The organism is Streptomyces sp. NPDC032822 (assembly GCF_055578825.1).
Window position 1 is genome coordinate 1 of record NZ_JBVIOL010000020.1, and the last position, 19,737, is coordinate 19,737.

Consider the following 19,737-nt stretch of genomic DNA (forward strand, 5'->3'; position numbering starts at 1 on the left):
TTCCGGATCGAGCCGGGCGAGGTGGAGGCCGTGTTGGCCGGGCATCCGATGGTGGCCTCGGCGGTGGTGGTGGCCTGGGGTGATGACGCGGATCGCCGTCTGGTGGCTTACCTGGTGCCGCTTGGCTCCTCGGTCGGTGTTCCGGATGTGGGCGTGCTGCGGGCGTTCACTGCTGATCGGCTGCCCGGTTTCATGGTTCCCTCGGTGTTCGTCGAGGTGGCGGGGTTGCCGCTGACCCCGAACGGCAAGCTGGACCGAGCCGCGCTGCCCGCACCGGAGGACACGCGGCTGGGCTCGGCCGTGGACTACGTGGCGCCGCGCACCGAGACCGAACGTGTGCTGGCCGGTGTGTGGGCGCAGGTGCTGGGTGTTGAGCGGGTCGGGGTCGAGGACAACTTCTTCGAGTTGGGCGGCGACTCGATCATCAGCATCCAAACCGTCGCACGAGCACGCGAACTCGGCGTTCATGTGTCGGTGGCGCAGCTGTTCGATCATCAGACGGTCGCCGGTCTGGCGTCTGTGGCAAGTGCACGCAGCTTGATCGACGCCGAACAGGGTCTGGTGGTGGGCGACTTCCTGTTGTCGCCGATCCAGCGCTGGTTCCTGGAGCGGGAGACACCCGAACCAGGGCACTTCAACCAGTCGGCTCTGCTGGAGATCACCGAGCGGGTCGAGCCCGAAGCGCTGCGGACTGCCTTGCATGCGGTGCTTGAGCAGCACGACGCGCTGCGTTCACGTTTCGTCCGTCAAAGCGGCCGGTGGACGGGCCGGCTGGTCGCAGCCGAGCCCTCCGAACTGTTGTGGGTGGTCGACGGGAGCGAGTGGGAGACCGTCGAGGCCCGTGGCGCGGAGGCGCAGGCGAGTCTGGACCTTGCGGATGGACCGCTGCTGCGCGCTGTCCTTTTCGAACGCGGTGACAAGCCGCAGTTGCTGCTGATCGTGGTGCACCACTTGGTGATGGACACCATCTCGTGGCCTGTCCTCTTGGAGGACCTGACCTCGGCGTGCGAGCAGTCCGCACTGCCGGCCAAGACGACGTCGTTCATGGCTTGGTCGGAGCGGCTCACCGAGCTGGCCCGATCGGAGGAACTGGCGGACGACGCCGCGTTCTGGCGACACACCGAAGAGGCGGCGGTCTCCCGACTGCCGCGTGATCACGACGGACCGAACGTGAACGCCTCGGTGCGCGACCTCGGTGCCGCTCTCTCGGTGGAGCAGACCGAACGGCTGCTGCGTGAGGTGCCGGGTGCGTTCCGGACCCAGATCAACGACGTACTGCTGTGCGTGCTTGGCGCGGTGCTGACGGAGTGGTGCCGGACGCCGTCGGTCGTGGTCGACCTGGAGGGTCACGGCCGTGAGGACGTGGGCGTCGACATCGACGTGTCACGGACGGTCGGCTGGTTCACCGCGGTGCACCCCGTGGCGCTCGGCGCGATCGGCGACGGCGACCTGGGCGCAGCCCTCCGCCGGACCAAGGAGAACCTACGAGCCGTCCCGCGGCGCGGCCTGAGCTACGGACTCCTGCGCCACCTCACCGACTGGACGCCCGGATCGGACAACAACGCCGAGGTGATCTTCAACTACTTCGGCCAGAAAGCCCAGATGCCACAGCAGGACGGCGCGGGCCGGGCGGTCGAGGGCGGCGGACGGTTCCGGCTGCGGCCGGGCTCGGTGGGCGACGCCCAGTCGGCAGAGGGCGAGCGCTCCCACCTGATAGAGATCAATGGTCTCGTGGTCGACGGCCGCCTGGAGATGAAGTGGACGTACGGCGGCCAGGTCCACGACGAGGCGACGGTCGACCGCCTGGCACGGCGGTATGTCGAGGTGCTGGGCGAGCTGATCGACTACTGCTGCCGTGCGGATGTCGGTGGACATACGCCGTCGGACTTCCCGTTGGCGGGTCTTGACCAGGCTGGGGTTGACCTGGTTGCGGGGCGGGCGGCGACGCTGGTCGACGATGTCTACCCGTTGACGGCATTGCAGCAGGGGATGTTGTTCCACACCCAGTTGGCCAGTGAGCCGGGGGTGTACTGGGTACAGAACGGGCTGCTGTTGGAGGGTGAGCTTGACCTGACGGCCCTGCGTCACGCCTGGGATCTGGTCTTCGCCCGCTACGAGGTGTTGCGCACCACGGTCGTCTGGGACGACGTTCCCGAGCCGCTCGCCGTGGTGTCGCGTTCGGTGCCGTTGCCGCTGGAGGTGCTGGACTTCTCGGAGCAGACGGGGCAGGGGGAGCAGGCGCTCGCGGACCACCTGGAGGCCGACTGGAGGCGCGGCGCCGACTTCGACGCCCCCACACTGGCCCGCATCGCCGTCATCCGGCTGGCGGAGGAACGGCACCAACTGGTCTGGAGCTACCACCACCTGCTCATGGACGGGTGGAGCGACCCCATTGTGCTGGGCGAGGTGCTGGAGGCCTATCACGCCTTCCGCGCCGGCCAGCAGCCGCAACTGGCTGCGCGCGCCCCGTTCCGCGACTTCGTGGGGTGGATGGCGGGGCAGGATCTGGACGAAGCGGGGCGGTACTGGCGCGAGCGGTTGGCCGGCATCACCGGGCCGACGCGGCTGGGGGTGGAGCAGTCCACTGGTGAGCAGGGCCAGGCCGAGGTCCGCGTCACCTTGCCGATGACGGTCGCCCGCGATGGTCTGGCGGAGTTCGCGCGGCGGCATCGGCTCACGGTGAACACGGTGGTGCAGGGTGCGTGGGCGTTGGTGATGGCGTGCTACTCCGGTGGCGACGACGTGGTGTTCGGTGTGACGTCGTCGGGTCGTGGCGGTCAGATCGACGGTATGGATTCCATGGTCGGTCTGTTGATCAACACGATTCCGGTGCGGATCGGTGTTGATCGTGATCTGCCGGTGGCGGAGTGGCTGGCCGGGCTGCAGGAGGAGCAGGTGCGGGCGCGGCAGTTCGAGCACACGCCACTGGTGATGGTGGCGGGCTGTGCTGATCTGGCCGCCGGGGAGTCGTTGTTCGACACGTTGTTCGTGTTCGAGAACTATCCGGTGGAGGAGTTGGAGGAGGGGCAGGAGCAGTCGGCGGCTGGGGGGCTGCGGGCGGGGTTCAATCATGGTCGTGATCAGGCGAATTATCCGCTGAGTGTGGCGGCGGGGTATGGCCGTGAGCTGATGGTCCGGTTGACGTATGACCGGTCGCGTTTCGATGAGGGTGTGGTCCGTCGGATGGCGGGTCACCTCGGGAGTGTTCTTGAGTCGGTCACGGCGGATGGTGGGCAGCGGGTCGGTGACCTGCCGGTCATGCCCGCCGTGGAACGGCATCAGCTGATCCATGAGTGGAACGACACGGCTACAGGCCTGCCGGGTGTGGGTGGGGTGCATGAGCTGATCGCGGAGCGGGCGGTGGTGTGTCCGGATGCGGTGGCGGTGGTGTGTGACGGTGTCTCACTCACCTATGCCGGGCTGATGGAGCGGGCGGGCCGGGTGGCGCACTACCTGCGTGAGGCGGGGGTGGGTGCGGAGTCCGTCGTCGGGCTGCGTCTCGGGCGCGGTGTCGACATGATCGTGGCGGTGCTGGGGGTGTGGCAGGCCGGCGGCGCCTATCTTCCGCTGGATTCGGACTACCCGTTGGACCGGCTGGAGTTCATGGTCTCCGACAGCGGTGCCGCGATGGTGATCGGTCCGCGCGAGATGGCTGCGGCGCTGGCCGGACCGTCCCGGACTCCCGAGATCGTGACCCATCCCGACCAGCTCGCCTATGTGATTTATACGTCGGGGTCGACGGGCCGTCCCAAGGGTGTGCAGGTCGCTCACGGCGGTCTGGTGAATCTGGCACTGGCATTGGGTCCGGTGCTGGGTGTCGGCGCGGGTGTGCGTTCGTTGCAGTTTGCTTCGTTCAGTTTCGATGCTTCCGTACTCGATGTGGCGGCGGTGTTGGTGTCCGGTGGCACGCTGGTGGTGGCGTCGGCTGAGGATCGGGCCGAACCTGTGCGGCTGACCTTGATGGCGGTGGCGGGTGGTGTGGCGTCCGCGAGTGTGTCGCCGTCGTTGCTGGGGACGTTGGATGCGGCTGAACTGCCTGCTGTGGGTTCGTTGTTGGTGGGTTCGGAGCGGGTGAGTGCTCGGGTGGCTGCTGACTGGGCGGCCGGCCGGCGGATGTTCATCGGGTACGGGCCCACCGAGGCCACGGTGATCTCCTGTGTTGGGGTTGCCGACGCGGAGAGTGTGGAGGCGCCGTCGATCGGGAAGCCGGTGGCCAACACCCGTGTGTATGTGCTGGATGAGCGGCTGAGCCCGGTGCCGGTCGGTGTGGCGGGCGAGTTGTTCATCGGCGGCGTGCAGGTGGCGCGTGGTTATGGCGGGCGTCCGTCGTTGACGGCGGAGCGGTTTGTGGCTGATCCGTTCGCGGGGGACGGGTCGCGGTTGTATCGCTCGGGTGACCGGGTGCGGTGGCTGGCGGATGGTGAGCTGGAGTTCCTGGGCCGCGCCGATGAGCAGGTGAAGGTGCGTGGGTTCCGGATCGAGCCGGGTGAGATTGAGGCGGTCCTGACCGCGCATCCGGGTGTGCGGGCGGCGGCGGTGAGTGTGTTCGGCGATGACACTGACCGCCGTCTCGCGGCGTACCTTGTGCCGGCTGATCAGGGTGAGGGTATTCCGTCGGTGGCCGAGTTGCGGATGCTGGCGGGGCAGGCTCTGCCGTCTCACATGGTTCCGGCCGCGTTTGTGGAGTTGGCCGCACTGCCGCTCACCGCGAACGGCAAGGTCGATCGGACGGCGCTGCCTTCCCCGGAGGGCGCCCGTCCCGAGCTCGGCGGATATATGGCGCCGCGTACCGAGACCGAACGTGTCCTGGCCGACGTATGGGCGCAGATACTCCGTGTCGAGCGGATCGGCGTCGAGGACGATTTCTTCGAACTCGGTGGGCATTCGCTGCTGGCGATCCAGCTCGCCTCCCGGATCCGGACGGTGTTCGGGATCGAGATGACGCTCGCCTCTCTGTTCGCCGAGCCGACCGTGCGCGGGCTGGCCGCCGTGATCGAGGGGCCGGGGCAGCGGGCCGAGGCGCCGCCGATGACGCCCGTCCCGCGCGACCAGGCGTTGCCGTTGTCGTTCGCGCAACAGCGGTTGTGGTTCCTCGACCAGCTGGACCCGGGATCGACCGAGTACAACGTGGTGATCCCCGTCCGGCTGGCCGACGAACTGGACGTGAGCGCGCTCGGCGCGGCCATGGACGCGGTGGTCGAACGGCACGAGGTGCTGCGGACCCGGCTGGTGACCGGCCCGGACGGGATCGCCCACCAGGTGATCGACCCGCCGACGCCGTTCTTGCTCCCGCTGGTCGACGTGACGGGCGCAGCCGATCCGATGGCCGTGGCCGGGCGGGTGGTGGGGCAGGACGCGACCACGCCCTTCGACCTCGCCGCCGGACCCCTGATCCGCGGAGCGTTGATCCGGCTCGCCGCCGATGAGCATGTGCTGGCACTGACGATGCACCATGTGGTCTCCGACGAATGGTCGGGCCGGATCCTGCGGCGTGACCTGTCGGCGCTCTACGAGGCGTTCCGCCGGGGTGGGCCGGACCCGCTGCCGCCGCTGCCGGTGCAGTACGCCGACTTCGCGGACTGGCAGCGCCGGTGGCTCTCCGGTGATGTGCTGGAGGGGCAGCTCGCTTACTGGCGCGGTCAGTTGGCCGATGCTCCGGTGCTGGAGCCGCCGATCGACCGGCCCCGTCCGGCTGTCCGTTCGTTGGCCGGCGCGCTGGAGCGGTTCGTCGTGCCGGCCGAGAGCGCGGAGGCGCTGCGCGCGCTGGCCCGCGAACACGGCACGACGATGTTCATGACGCTGCTGGCCGCCTTCGACGTGTTCCTCGCCCGCTACTGCGCCGTGGACGACGTCGTCGTCGGTACGCCGGTCGCGGGCCGCGACCGGGTCGAGACCGAGGATCTCGTCGGGTGCTTCGTCAACACGCTGGTGCTACGCACCGACCTGTCCGGCGACCCGACGTTCGACGAGCTGCTGACGCGGGTCCGGCAGACGGCGCTGGACGCCTTCGCCCACCAGGACCTGCCGTTCGAGCAGCTGGTGGACGCCCTGGTCACCGACCGGGACCGTTCTCGCACCTCGCTCTTCCAGGTGTTCTTCACCTACCTCCAGGAGGACGGCGACGACTCGCCCCCGCCGCGGGACGAGCACGAGCGCCGGACCGGGCCGGAGATGCCGGACACCGCGGCCTCGCGGCAGCTGACGTTGTCCGATCTGTCGATCACGTTCAGCGACTCCGGTACGGGCCCGCTCTCCGGCGACCTCGAATACAGCACCGCGCTGTTCGACGCGTCCACGGTGCGGCGGATGATCGGCCATCTGCTCACCGTGTTGCGGGAGGTCGTCGATTCCGGCCGCAGGATCGGCACCCTGGACCCGCTGTCGGCAACCGAGCGCGCGGAGTTGCTCTCCCTCGGTACGGGCGCCGAGACCACGGCGGACGTGGCCACTGTTCCCGCGCTCGTCCAGGAACAGGCACGGTGTGCGCCCGACACGGTCGCCGTCGTCATGGACGACCGACAACTCACCTACGGTCAGCTGAACGCCCGGGCCAACCAGCTCGCCCACCGCCTCACGGCCGACGGCATCGGCCGTGAGGACGTGGTCGGCGTGTGCCTGGAGCGCGGCCCGGAGCTGGTCGTGACCCTGCTGGGCATCCTCAAGGCGGGCGCGGCCTATCTGCCGCTCGACGTCGACCATCCCGAACAGCGGCTGCGGCACATGCTGGACGACTCCGGAGCCGTGCTGCTGATCACCGATGCCCGGTCGAAGGAACGACTGGCGTCCGTCACCACCCCGACCCTGCTCGTCGACGGCGACCACGCGACGATCGCCGCACACAGCACGGCCGACCCGGACACGGACGCCGGGCCGGACGACCTGGCGTACGTCATCTTCACCTCGGGCTCGACCGGCACGCCCAAGGCAGTGCTGATCCAGCACCGTTCGATGAGCCTGCGGCTGCTGGAGATGGGGCGCCGGTACGGGATCACCGCGGAGGACGTCGTCCTGCACCTCGCGTCCTTCACGTTCGACGCGGCACAGGAACAGCTCTTCCCGGTCCTCATGCACGGCGGGCGGCTCGTGCTGCGGGGCCCCGAGCTGTGGTCGGCCGACCAGATCGTCCGGGAGATCCGCCGTGAGGCCGTCACCTCGGTGGAGCTGACGCCCGCGCTGTGGGAACTGGTCACCCCGTACCTGGTGGCCGGGGACGCGCTGGGCCCCGGCTTCCGCCTGCTGGTCCTGGGCGGCGAGGCCGTCACGCCCGCCGCGCTGGCCCGCTGGTTCGACCGCACCGCCGTGCCGGTCTACAACACCTACGGGCCGACGGAGGCCACCATCACCTCCGTGGCCGCACCCCTTCGCGAGGCGGTCGCGGCGGTGCCGATCGGGCTGCCGATCGCGGACACGACGGTCTATGTGCTCGACTCCCGGCTGACACTGGTGCCGGTCGGGGTGGCGGGGGAGCTGTTCATCGCCGGTGCCGGTGTCGCGCGCGGGTACGGGGGCCGTTCCGCGCTGAGCGCGGAGCGGTTCGTGGCCGACCCGTACGCCGCCGACGGATCGCGGATGTACCGGTCGGGCGACCGGGTGCGGTGGCTGCCGGACGGACAGTTGGCGTTCCTGGGACGCGTCGACGACCAGGTGAAGGTGCGCGGGTTCCGGATCGAGCCGGGAGAGGTGGAGGCGGCGCTGATGACGCACCCGGCCGTCGCCACCGCCGTGGTGGCCGCCCGGGGCGAGGACGCGGACCGGCGACTGGTCGCCTACCTGATCCCGGCCGACCGTGCCACGGGACTGCCCGCCGTCGGCGAACTGCGTGAGCGACTGCGCCGGGACCTGCCGGACTACATGATCCCCTCGGCATTCACCGAGTTGGCGAGCCTGCCGCTGACGCGCAGCGGCAAGCTCGACCGGGCAGCACTCCCGGCGCCCGAACCGGCCGCGCCGGCCACGGACGGGTTCGAGGCGCCGTCGGGCGCCACGGAGGAACTGCTGGCCGGGATCTGGTCACAGGTGCTGGGTGTCGAACGGGTCGGCGCCGAGGACGACTTCTTCGAACTGGGCGGGCACTCGCTGCTGGCCACCCAGGTGATCTCCCGGCTCCGAGAGGTCTTCCAGGCCGAGGTCCCGGTCGCCGCGCTGTTCGACCGGCCCACGGTGCGCAGGCTGGCGGCGTTCGTCGACGGTGCGGCGCCCGGAGGCGTCGCACCGCCCATCACGGCCGTACCCCGCGGGCCCGACCTGCCGCTGTCGTTCGCACAGCAACGCCTCTGGTTCCTCGACCAGATGGAGCCCGGCGCGGTCGGCTACAACCTGCCGTCGCCGCAACAGTGGACCGGCGACCTGGACGTCGCAGCCCTGGGCGCCGCACTGAGCGCGGTCGTGGCGCGGCACGAGGTGCTGCGGACCCGACTGGTGCCGGGTCCGGACGGCGTGCCGCGGCAGGTGATCGACCCGCCCTCGCCGTTCCCGCTGCCGGTGGCCGACCTCTCCGGACTGGCCGATCCGGTGCCGGTCGTGCAGGGGATGGTCGCGGCCGACGCGGAGGCACCCTTCGATCTGGCGGCCGGACCGCTGATCCGCGCCATGCTGGTGCGGGTGGCCGCCGATGAGCATGTACTGGCGTTGTCCATGCACCACGTGGTCTTCGACGAGTGGTCGGACCGCGTCTTCAAGCACGAACTGGCGGCCCTCTACGACGCGTTCCGCGCGGGCGAGCCGGACCCGCTGCCGCCGCTGCCGGTGCAGTACGCCGACTTCGCGGTGTGGCAACGAGACTGGCTGACCGGGGAGGTCGTGGCGGCGCAGCTGGACCACTGGCGGGAGCGGCTCGCCGGGATGCCGGTCCTGGAGCTGCCCACCGACCGACCCCGTCCGTCCGTGCGCTCCAGCGCGGGTGCCGTGACCAGGTTCGAGATCTCCCCGCGGACCACCGCCGGCCTGCGCGCCGTGGCACGGCAGAGCGGCTCCACAATGTTCATGACGGTGTTCGCCGCGTTCGCCGCGCTCCTCGGCCGCTACAGCGGGCAGGACGACATCGTCGTCGGCACGCCGGTCGCGGGCCGCAACCGGGCCGAGACCGAGGACCTCATCGGGTTCTTCGTCAACACGCTCGTCCTACGCACCGACCTGTCGGGCGACCCGTCGTTCCACGAACTGCTGGCCCGGGTCCGGCGGACGGCGCTAGACGCCTACAGCCACCAGGACCTGCCGTTCGAGCAGCTGGTGGACGCCCTGGTCTCCGACCGCGACCGGTCCCGCACCCCGCTCTTCCAGGTGTTCTTCGGCTTCGACACCACCGACCCGCAGGACAGCGGCCGGGCCGCGACCGTCGACCCGACGACCAACGGCCGTCCCCGCGACGGCGGGCGGCGGTACGCCGACCAGCAGCACGAACCCCGTCCGGTGAAGTTCGACCTGGCCGTGCAACTGGGGGAGACCGACGGCTTCCTCACCGGTGAACTCCAGTACAGCACCGCCCTGTTCGACGCCACGAGTGTGGAACGGATGGCGGAACACCTGGCCACCCTGCTGGACGCGGTCGCGGCGGACGCGGACCGGCCGCTGTCACGGCTGCCGATCCTGACCGACCCGGAGCGGGACCAGCTCCTGGTGGCGTGGAACGACACCGCCGCGCCCGCACCCGGGACAGGCGGCGTCCATGAGCTGATCCGCGCCCGGGCCGCGGCCGGCCCCGACACGCTCGCCGTGGTCAGCGGCGACATGTCACTGACGTACGGCGGCCTGGTGGAACGGGCGGACCGGCTGGCGCACCGCCTGCACGCGGCAGGTGTCGGCGCCGAGTCGGTCGTGGGCCTGTGCCTGCCGCGAGGCCCGGAGATGATCGTCGCGGTGCTGGCCGTATGGCAGGCCGGCGGCGCCTATCTGCCGCTGGACCCGGACTACCCGCCGGAGCGGCTGGCGTACATGCTGGCCGACAGCCGGACCAGGGTCCTGGTCGGCCGCCGGGACGTGGCCGGCGGCCTCGTGGCCGAACACACGATCTGGCTGGACGAACCGGCGGCGCCCGCCGCGGTACCCGAGCCGTTCACACCGCCCGAGCCCGCCGTCACACCCGACCGGCTCGCCTACGTCATCTACACCTCCGGGTCGACCGGCCGGCCCAAGGGCGTGCAGGTCACACACGGAGGCATCGCCAACCTGACGGCGGCCCTGCGGGAGTCGATGGCCGTCGAGCCCGGCGCACGGGTGCTGCAGTTCGCCTCGTTCAGCTTCGACGCGGCCGCGCGTGACATCGCCACGGTGCTCGCGGGCGGCGGGACGCTGGTGGTGGCCGGCGCGGCACAGCGGGCCGAACCCGCCCTGCTGACCACGATGATCCGTGGCGACGGCGTGTGCTCGATGAGCATGTCGCCCTCCCTGCTGGGCGTCCTGGACCCGGCCTCGCTGCCGGGCGTCACCACGCTGAACGTCGGATCGGAACAGGTGGGCGCGCGGGTCGTGAGCGCCTGGAGTCCGGGACGCCACATGCACACCACCTACGGGCCGACCGAGACCACGGTCATCTCCTGCATCTCGCCCGCGGACCCGGACGAGCCGGCCGGAGCGCCGCCCATCGGCTCGCCGATCGCCAACACCCGGATGTACGTGCTGGACGAGCGGCTGGCCGTCGTGCCGGTGGGAGTGCCCGGCGAACTGTTCATCGGGGGCGCGGGACTGGCCCGGGGCTACGGACACCGGCCCGCACTGAGCGCGGAGCGGTTCCTCGCCGACCCGTACGCAGGCGACGGCTCCCGGATGTACCGGACCGGCGACCGGGCGCGGTGGCGGCCCGACGGGCAGCTGGACTTCCTCGGCCGGACGGACCACCAGATCAAGGTGCGCGGCTTCCGTATCGAGCCGGGCGAGATCGTGGCGGCCCTCACCGCCCACCCACGGGTGCGCTCGGCGGTCGTGACGGCCGTCGGCGAGGGCGTGGACCGGCGGCTGATCGGCTATCTGGTGCCCGCCGACCAGGCCGAGGGCATCCCGTCGGTCGGGGAACTCCGTGACCATCTGCGGCTCGGCATGCCCGACTTCATGATCCCGGCGGTGTTCGTCGAACTGGCCGGGCTGCCCCTCACCCCGAACGGCAAGCTCGACCGTGCCGCGCTGCCCGTGCCGGACGGCGTCCGGCCCGACGTGGCGGGCTACGTCGCCCCGGCCACCCCCACCGAGGAACTGCTCGCGGGGATCTGGGCCCGCGTACTGAACGTGGACCGGGTCGGCACCGCGGACGACTTCTTCGCGCTGGGCGGCCACTCGCTGCTGGCCACCCAGGCCATCTCCGGGATCCGCGAGGTGTTCGCGGCCGAGATACCGCTGTCGGCGCTGTTCGACCGGCCGACGATCGCCGGACTCGCCGCGGTGATCGACGAGATCACCCCCGGAGCGGTGGCACCACCGGTCACCGCCGTCAGCCGTGACCACGCGTTGCCGCTGTCGTTCGCGCAGCAACGGCTCTGGTTCCTCGACCAGTTGGAGCCCGGGTCGGCCGAGTACAACCTGCCGATGCCGATGCCCTGGCACGGTGACCTCGACGTCGGGACGCTGACCGCGGCCCTGACCGGTGTGGTGGCGCGGCACGAGGTGCTGCGCACCCGGCTCGTGACCGGACCGGACGGCGAGGCACGACAGGTGGTCGACCCGCCGTCGCCGTTCCCGCTCGCCGTCGTCGACGTCTCCCGCACGGCACACCCGCGCGCCCTGGCCGAACACCTGGTCGCCGAGGACGCCGGTACGCCGTTCGACCTCGCACACGGGCCACTGATCCGCGGATGCCTGATCCGGCTGGCCGCCGACGAGCACGTGCTGGCGCTGTCCATGCACCACGTGGTCTCGGACGAGTGGTCCGGGGGAATCCTCCGGCGTGAACTGTCGGCGCTCTACGCCGCCTTCGGCGCGGGAGAGCCGGATCCGTTGCCGCCGCTGGAGCTGCAGTATGCCGACTTCGCGGTGTGGCAGCGCGCATGGCTGGCCGGTGACGTTCTGGAGGCGCAACTGGCCTACTGGCAGGACACGTTGGCAGGCGCACCGGTGCTGGAGCTTCCCACCGACCGGCCGCGCCCCCCGGTGCGCTCGACCGAGGGCGCGGTCGCCGGGTTCAGCCTGTCGGCCGAGACCGTGGCCAGGCTTCACGGGGTGGCCCGGGCGGGCGGCGCGTCGATGTTCATGACGTTGCTGGCCGCGTTCGACGTGCTGCTCGGGCGGTACTGCGGCACCGATGACGTGGTGGTCGGCACCCCGGTCGCGGGCCGCAACCGGGCCGAGACCGAGGACCTCATCGGGTTCTTCGTCAACACGCTCGTGCTGCGCACCGACCTGTCGGACGACCCGACCTTCGTCGAGGTCGTCCGGAGGGTGCGGGAGACGGTGCTGAGCGCCCACGCCCACCAGGACCTGCCGTTCGAGCAGGTGGTGGACGCCCTGGTGACCGAGCGGGACCGCTCCAGGACGCCGCTGTTCCAGGTCTTCTTCAGCTACGCCCTGGGGGAGGGCTACGACAGCGGCACCGCCGCCGACCGTCCCGATGCCGCCGCCGGTTCGGCGCCCGCGATGTTCGATCTGTCCCTCGTCCTGGCGGAGAGCGGCGGCGCGCTCTCGGGCACGCTGCACTACAGCACCGCGTTGTTCGACGCCGCGACCGTGGAACGGATGGCGGCCCACCTGGTCATGCTGGTCGAGGCGATGGCGGCCGACGCCGACCTGCCGTTGTCGCGGTTCCCCCTGCTCACTCCGGCCGAGCGGGCCCTGGCGGTGGACGGCTGGAACGACACCGCCGCGGTGCTGCCCGACGTGACCACGGCACACGAACTGATCGCCGGGCGGGCGGCGGCCGTGCCCGACGCGGTGGCGGTGGTCGCCGAGGGAACGACGCTGACCTACGGAGCCCTGGTGACCCGGGCGGACCGGCTCGCACACCGTCTGCGCGAGGCGGGCGTGGGCCCAGAGTCCGTGGTCGGGCTCTGCCTGGAACGCGGCGTGGACATGGTGGTAGCGATGCTGGCCGTGTGGCGGGCGGGTGGCGCCTACCTGCCGCTGGACCCCGACCACCCCTTTGACCGGCTCCGGTTCATGCTGACCGACAGCGGCGCGTCCGTGCTGGTCAGCCACCGTGGCGTAGGCGCGGACCTCGCCGATGCGGCGGTGACGGTGTGGCTGGACGAGCCCGGCCACACCACGACACCCGGCCCCATGACACCTGGCCACCCCACGGCGGTTGATACGCCACCCACGGCTTTCCCTGTGGCCGGTGCCGCCGGGCGGTCGGCGTACGTCATCTACACCTCGGGCTCCACCGGACGGGCCAAAGGAGTCCAGGTCACGCACCACAACCTGGTGAACTTCCTGACGGCGATGGCCGAGCGGCCGGGTGTCACCGACGCCGACGTCCTGCTGGCGGTGACCACGCTCGGCTTCGACATCGCGGGCCTGGAACTCGTGCTGCCCCTCACGGCGGGCGCGCGGGTCGTCGTCGCGGGCCGTGACACCGTGCGCGAGCCGGGACCCCTCGCCGCCGAGATCGCCCGATCGGGGGCGACGGTCATGCAGGCCACCCCGGCGACCTGGCAGCTGTTGACCGGCGACGGCTGGGCCGGGGCGCCCGGCCTGCGGGTGCTGTGCGGCGGCGAGGCGCTGCCGGGCGGGCTGGCCGCGGCGCTGCTGGAGCGGACGGCCGGCGTGTGGAACATGTACGGGCCGACGGAGACCACCATCTGGTCGACCTGCGAGCGGCTCACCGCGGACGGGCGGGTGCTCCTCGGGGCGCCCGTCGCCAACACCCGCGTCCTGGTCCTGGACGAGCGCCTGCACCCGGTGCCGGTGGGCGTCGCGGGCGAGCTGTTCATCGGCGGCGACGGCGTGGTCCGCGGCTACCGGGGCCGCCCCGCGCTGACGGCGGAACGGTTCGTCGCCGACCCCTTCGCCGCCGACGGCTCGCGGCTGTACCGCACCGGAGACCTGGCGCGCCGACTGCCGGACGGGAACCTGGAGTTCCTCGGCCGCATCGACCAGCAGGTGAAGGTCCGCGGGTTCCGGATCGAGCCCGGCGAGATCGAGGCGACGCTGGTCGCGCACCCCGGCGTCCGGGCAGCGGTGGTGACGGCCTCGGGTGACGGCGTGGACCGGCGGCTGGTGGCCCACCTGGTCGCCGCCGATGCGCGGACCGGTGTCCCGGCGGTCGCCGAACTCCGCGACCATCTGCGGCGCGGCCTGCCGGAGTTCATGGTCCCCGCGGTGTTCACCGAGCTGACCGAGCTGCCCCTCACCCCCAACGGCAAGGTGGACCGGGCCGCGCTGCCGGACCCCTCCGGCGAGCGGCGGGGCACGGCGGCCTACGTGGCACCCGCCACCCCGGCCGAGGAACTCCTCGCGGGCATCTGGGCCGAGGTGCTGGACCTGGAACGGGTCGGGGCCGACGACGACTTCTTCGAACTGGGCGGCCACTCGCTGCTCGCCACCCGCCTGATCTCCCGGATCCGTGAGGTCTTCCGGGCCGAGATCCCGCTCGCCGCGCTGTTCGACCTGCCCACCGTCGCCCGGTTGGCGACGGTGGTGGAGAGCGCCGGCCGCGCCGCGGTGCCGCCGGTGACGCCGGTCGCCCGCGACCAGGTGCTGCCCCTGTCGTTCGCTCAGCAACGGCTGTGGTTCCTCAACCAGTTGGACCCGGCTTCGACCGAGTACAACATCGCGATCCGGATGGGCCTGGCCGGGGCCGTCGACCTCGCGGCCCTGGGCGCCGCCCTCTCCGCCCTCAGCGAGCGGCACGAGGTGCTGCGGACCCGGCTGGTCGCGGGCCCGGACGGTGTGGCGCACCAGGTGGTCGACGCGCCCGCCGAGCTCCGGCTGCCCGTCGCCGACGTGTCCGGAGAGCCGGACCCGAGGGCCGCGGCCGAGCGGGTGGCGGAGCAGGACAAGAACGCGCCGTTCGACTTCGCCACCGAGCACCCGGTCCGCGCGGTGCTGGTCAGGGTGGCGCCGGACCGGCACCTGCTGTCGCTCTCGCTTCACCACGTCGTCTTCGACGAGTGGTCGGGCCGGCTGCTGCGGCACGAACTGTCCACGCTCTACACCGCGTTCGCCGCCGGGCGGCCCTCGCCGCTCGCGCCACTGCCGGTGCAGTACGCCGACTTCGCGGTCTGGCAGCGACAGTGGTTCTCCGGTGAGGCCCTGGCCGAGCAGCTGGACTACTGGCGGGACCGGCTGGCCGGGATGCCGGTGCTGGAACTGCCCACCGACCGGCCGCGTCCACCGCTGCGCTCCGTCGAGGGCGCGGTGACCACGTTCACCGTCCCCGCGGAGGCCGTGGCCGGGCTGCGGGCGGTGGCGCGCGCGGGCGGCGCGACGATGTTCATGACGTTGTTCGCGGCCTACGGAGTACTGCTGGGCCGCTACAGCGGCCAGGAGAACGTGCTGGCGAGCACACCCGTCGCGAACCGGCACCGGGCCGAGATCGAGGACCTGGTCGGGTTCTTCGTGAACACGCTGGTCCTGGACATCGACCTGACCGGCGACCCGTCGTTCCCCGAAGTGCTGGCGCGGGTGCGGGAGATGGCGTTGGGCGCCTACGCCCACCAGGACCTGCCGTTCGAGCAGCTGGTGGACGCCCTGGTGGCCGGGCGCGACCGGTCCCGCAGCCCGCTCGCCCAGGTGTCCTTCAACTACGGGTACCAGGAGGCCGACGAGACCAGGACGGCGGACGAGAGCGAAGACCGGCCGGGCGACCCGGACGCGGCGGCCGGGTCGGGCACCCTGCCCGTCCAGTTCGACCTGGTGATGTCGCTGGACGAGGTGGCGGGCGGGGCCCTCGCGGGCGAGATCCGCTACAGCACGGCACTGTTCGACGCCTCCACGACGGAACGCATGGCACGCCACATGGTCGCGCTCCTGGAAGCCGTCGCGACGGACACGGACCAGGGCGTCTGGGATCTGCCGCTGCTGGCCGAGCCCGAGCGGCACCGGATCCTGGACGACTGGAACGACGTCACGACACCCCTGGCCGCGGTCGGCGGCGTGCACGACCTGATCGCCGAGCGAGCCGCCGCGATGCCCGACTCCGTCGCCGTCGTGTGCGACGACATGGCGCTGACGTACGGCGGCCTGCTGGAACGGTCGAGCCGCCTGGCGCACTACCTGCGCGGCACCGGGGTGGGCCCCGAGACCGTGGTCGGCCTGTGCCTGCCACGCGGTGTGGACATGGTCGTCGCGGTGCTCGCGGTGTGGCAGGCCGGCGGCGGCTATCTGCCGCTGGACCCCGAGTACCCGTTGGAACGGCTGGAGTTCATGCTGAGGGACAGCCGGGCGCCGGTCCTGATCGGCACCACCGAGGTGATCGACGACCTGTCCGTGGGGCGGCGCCGTACGGTCGCGGTCGACGACCCCATGGTGCAGGCGGCGCTGGCCGCGATGCCGGGCACGCCGCCCGAGGCGGTCACCCGGCCGGAACAACTGGCGTACGTGATCTACACGTCGGGTTCCACCGGGCGGCCGAAGGGCGTTCAGGTGACCCACGGGGGCGTGGTGAACCTGGTGCACGCCCAGCAGGCCGCGCTCGGTACCGGCGGTGACGACCTGGTGCTGCAGTTCGCGCCGTACAGCTTCGACGCCTCGGTGTGGGAGCTGGTCATGGCGCTGGGCACGGGCGCGACGGCGGTGGTGGCGACCCGGCGGGACCGCGCCGAGACCGACCGGCTGACCGAACTGGCCACGCGGGCCGGCGTCACCGTGGCGACCGTACCGCCGTCGCTGCTCGACGTCCTTGAGCCCGGCGACCTGGACGAGGTGGCGACGCTGATCACCGCGGGAGAGCGGCTCGACCCGCACCTGGCCGACACCTGGACGTGTGGCCGGCGGCTCTTCAACGCCTACGGCCCCACCGAGACGACGGTCTGTGCCTCGGTGGCGCTGTGTGCCCCCGAGACCGCCCCGCCGATCGGGGCGCCCCTCGCCAACACCCGGGTCTACGTGCTGGACGGCCGGCTGCGGCCGGTGCCGCAGGGTGTGGCGGGGGAGCTGTTCGTCGGTGGCGCGCAGGTGGCCCGGGGTTACCTGGGCCGCTCCGCGCTGAGCGCGGAGCGGTTCGTGGCCGACCCGTTCGCGGCCGACGGGTCGCGGATGTACCGGTCGGGCGACCGGGCGCGGTGGCTGGCGGACGGGCAGCTGGAGTTCCTCGGCCGCGCCGACGACCAGCTCAAGGTGCGCGGCTTCCGGATCGAGCCCGGCGAGGTCGAGACGGTGCTCAGCGCCCACCCGGCCGTGCGCACCGCCGTGGTGAGCGTCCACGGGGAGGGCGCCGACCGGCGGCTGGCCGCCTATCTCGTTCCCGCCGACCACGGCGAGGGCCTGCCGTCCGCGGACGAACTGCGCGACACGCTGCGGCGGAGCGTGCCGGAGCACATGGTGCCGGCGGTCTTCACCGAGCTGGGCAGCCTGCCTCTGACACCGAACGGGAAGATCGACCGGGCCGCACTGCCGGCCCCCGACGTGGTCCGGCCCGACACGGTCGAGTTCGTCGCCCCCGAGGGGGCCGCCGAGGAACTGCTGGCGGAGATCTGGCAGGAAGTGCTGGGCGTGGACCGGGTCGGTGCCCACGACCACTTCTTCGAACTCGGCGGCAGTTCGCTCCAGGTGACCCAGATCGTCGGCCTGCTGCGCGCCCGCGGTCACGACCTGAGCGTCAGCAGCCTGTTCGACCGCCCGACCGTGGCGGCCGCGGCGCCGCTCATCAAGATGCGCACCGAGGAACTGCGGTCGGCGGTCGCCATCCGGACCGGCACCGGGCTGCCCGCGCTGTTCGCCGTGCACTCGCTCACCGGCGAGGTGGCCGCGTACGCCGAGATCGCCGGGGCCGTCGAGGAGGGCCGGCAGGTGTTCGGGCTGCAGGCACGCGGCTTCTCCGGCGACGAGGCGCCGCCGGAGTCCGTCGAGGACATGGCGGCGGCGTACCTCAGTGATGTGCTCCAGGTGCAGCCGCACGGGCCGTACCTGTTCGTCGCGCAGTCCGGGAGCACGTACATCGCGGTCGAGATGGCCCGTCGGCTGGCGGCTCTCGGCAAAGAGGTCGCCGGTGTCTTCCTGCTGGCGCCCGCGCTGCAGCCCTACGCCGAGACCCTGCCCGAAAGCGCCTTCGACGAGACGGAACGGGCGATCCTGGACGATCTCAACGCCACCATCGGAGGCCCGCCCGGCACGCGGCTGGCCAAGGCCAACGAGAAGCGCCTGCTGAAGTACGGCACGCCGAGCAAGGAGATCAAGGCGGGGGTGCGCAAGGGCGACAAGCACGCGCTGCGGGTCATGCGATCCCTGGCCGTCAACCGGTCGGCGTACGCCTACTACGGCGAACTCCAGCACCGCGGGATGCGGCCCTACGACGGCCGGGTGGTCCTGTTGATCCCCGAGGGCGACCCGTCCAGTTGGAAGCGCAAGACGATCGAGAACTGGCGGACGGGCCTCCAGTCGGAGCCGGAGATCGTCGAGGTTCCCGGCAAGCACTCGTCGGTGTTCTACGGCGAGCCGGCGCGGGCGATCGGCTCCCTGCTCGGCGCCGAGCTGGAACGTCTGCGGCACAGCTGAAGCCCGGGTCCCCGGCGAGTGCCGGCCGGGGACCCGGGCTCATCGTCCTGGCGGGCGAGGTCAGACGTAGCCGTAGAGGGGGAGGACCTCGGCGAAGCGCTGCTGCGCGATGCGGCGGTGCTCGGCGGTGTAGACCTCCTTCCACGCGCCGACCTGGCCCTTGAAGAAGGTGAAGGCGTCGCGGTTGAACAGCTTCGTGGCCACGTCCTCGGGGGAGGCGTCGGCCGCGCCCAGGAAATCGATGAGACCCGCGGTGGCGCGGAGCTGCGCCTCGGCGGAACCGCCGCCGTCGGGCCCGACGAGTTCCTCGAACGAGGTCGAGTAGACGTTCGGGTGGTGGAGCAGCCACAGCATGCGCATGTAGTCGTGCGCCTGGGCGGGGAAGGACTCGTCGGTCAGCGCGTAGGTGAGCCGCTCCTCCAGGGTCGGCTTGGCGCGCAGGATGCTGCTGAACGCCTGCAGGTTGTTGATGGCGCTCAGGCCGCCCTTGGTGTGGCCGGAGACGAAGTTGATCATGGAGAGGGCCACATCGCGCGGATCACGGTAGTTGAAGATGATGCGCGGTTCGCCGTTCCTCGACCAGTCGCTCAGGAACGCCCCGTCGATGTTCCTGACGTCGAACTCGTGAAGCACCCAGCAGACGTTGGCGGGAGTCTGCGAGAACGGTGTGCCGCCTGTCCGCTCCAGGGCCTGTGCGACCAGGCTCCGGTTGACGAGCTCGGTGCTGTACTGGTTGACCAGCGGCATGCCCCACCGCAGCTTCCAGGCCCAGGCCAGCGCCTCCCACGCCTGGTCGGTCGCGTCCGTGAAGCCCGCCTCGTCCCGCGCCTTCAGCTCGGCCAGCTGCTCGTCGTCGTAGACCATGTCGGCCATGCGCCGGCGAGTCTCCAGGTCGAGCACCGGCTTGGTCTCGGGTCGGACGCGGACATGACCGTGCATTCGATAACCGAGCGCCGCCAACAGCTCGGTTATGAGATGTGTCCCCGATTTCATCATGGAGATCAAAATGATCCGCTCGGCGCGCGTGTTCTTTGGCACTCTTGCACTCCATTCTGTGCCGTGGGAAGGTCACGATAACCGGCTGTAGCTGTCGGTCGCCATGACGTGGGTGTTCAACTCGGGCTTTGCCGCAGTTGAACGCACCGACGGTCGACCGTGCTGGTG

2 protein-coding genes are annotated in these 19,737 nt (G+C 71.3%); one reads left to right on the plus strand and one right to left on the minus strand.

Translation table 11 applies throughout. The features are described from left to right. Nucleotides 1–6: 6 nt before the first annotated feature. The gene (locus ACZ5VD_RS36780) at nucleotides 7–18,573 is read left to right on the plus strand and encodes a non-ribosomal peptide synthetase (RefSeq protein WP_468684910.1); all 18,567 of its coding nucleotides are present in this window, start codon (nucleotides 7–9) and stop codon (nucleotides 18,571–18,573) included. Between the two features lie 60 nt (nucleotides 18,574–18,633). On the opposite strand, the gene ACZ5VD_RS36785 is transcribed toward ACZ5VD_RS36780, so the two are convergent. Continuing rightward, nucleotides 18,634–19,611 carry a sulfotransferase family protein gene (locus ACZ5VD_RS36785; RefSeq protein WP_468553426.1) on the minus strand — a complete coding sequence of 326 codons (978 nt, stop codon included), beginning with the start codon at nucleotides 19,609–19,611 and terminating at the stop codon, nucleotides 18,634–18,636. Nucleotides 19,612–19,737 lie beyond the last annotated feature (126 nt).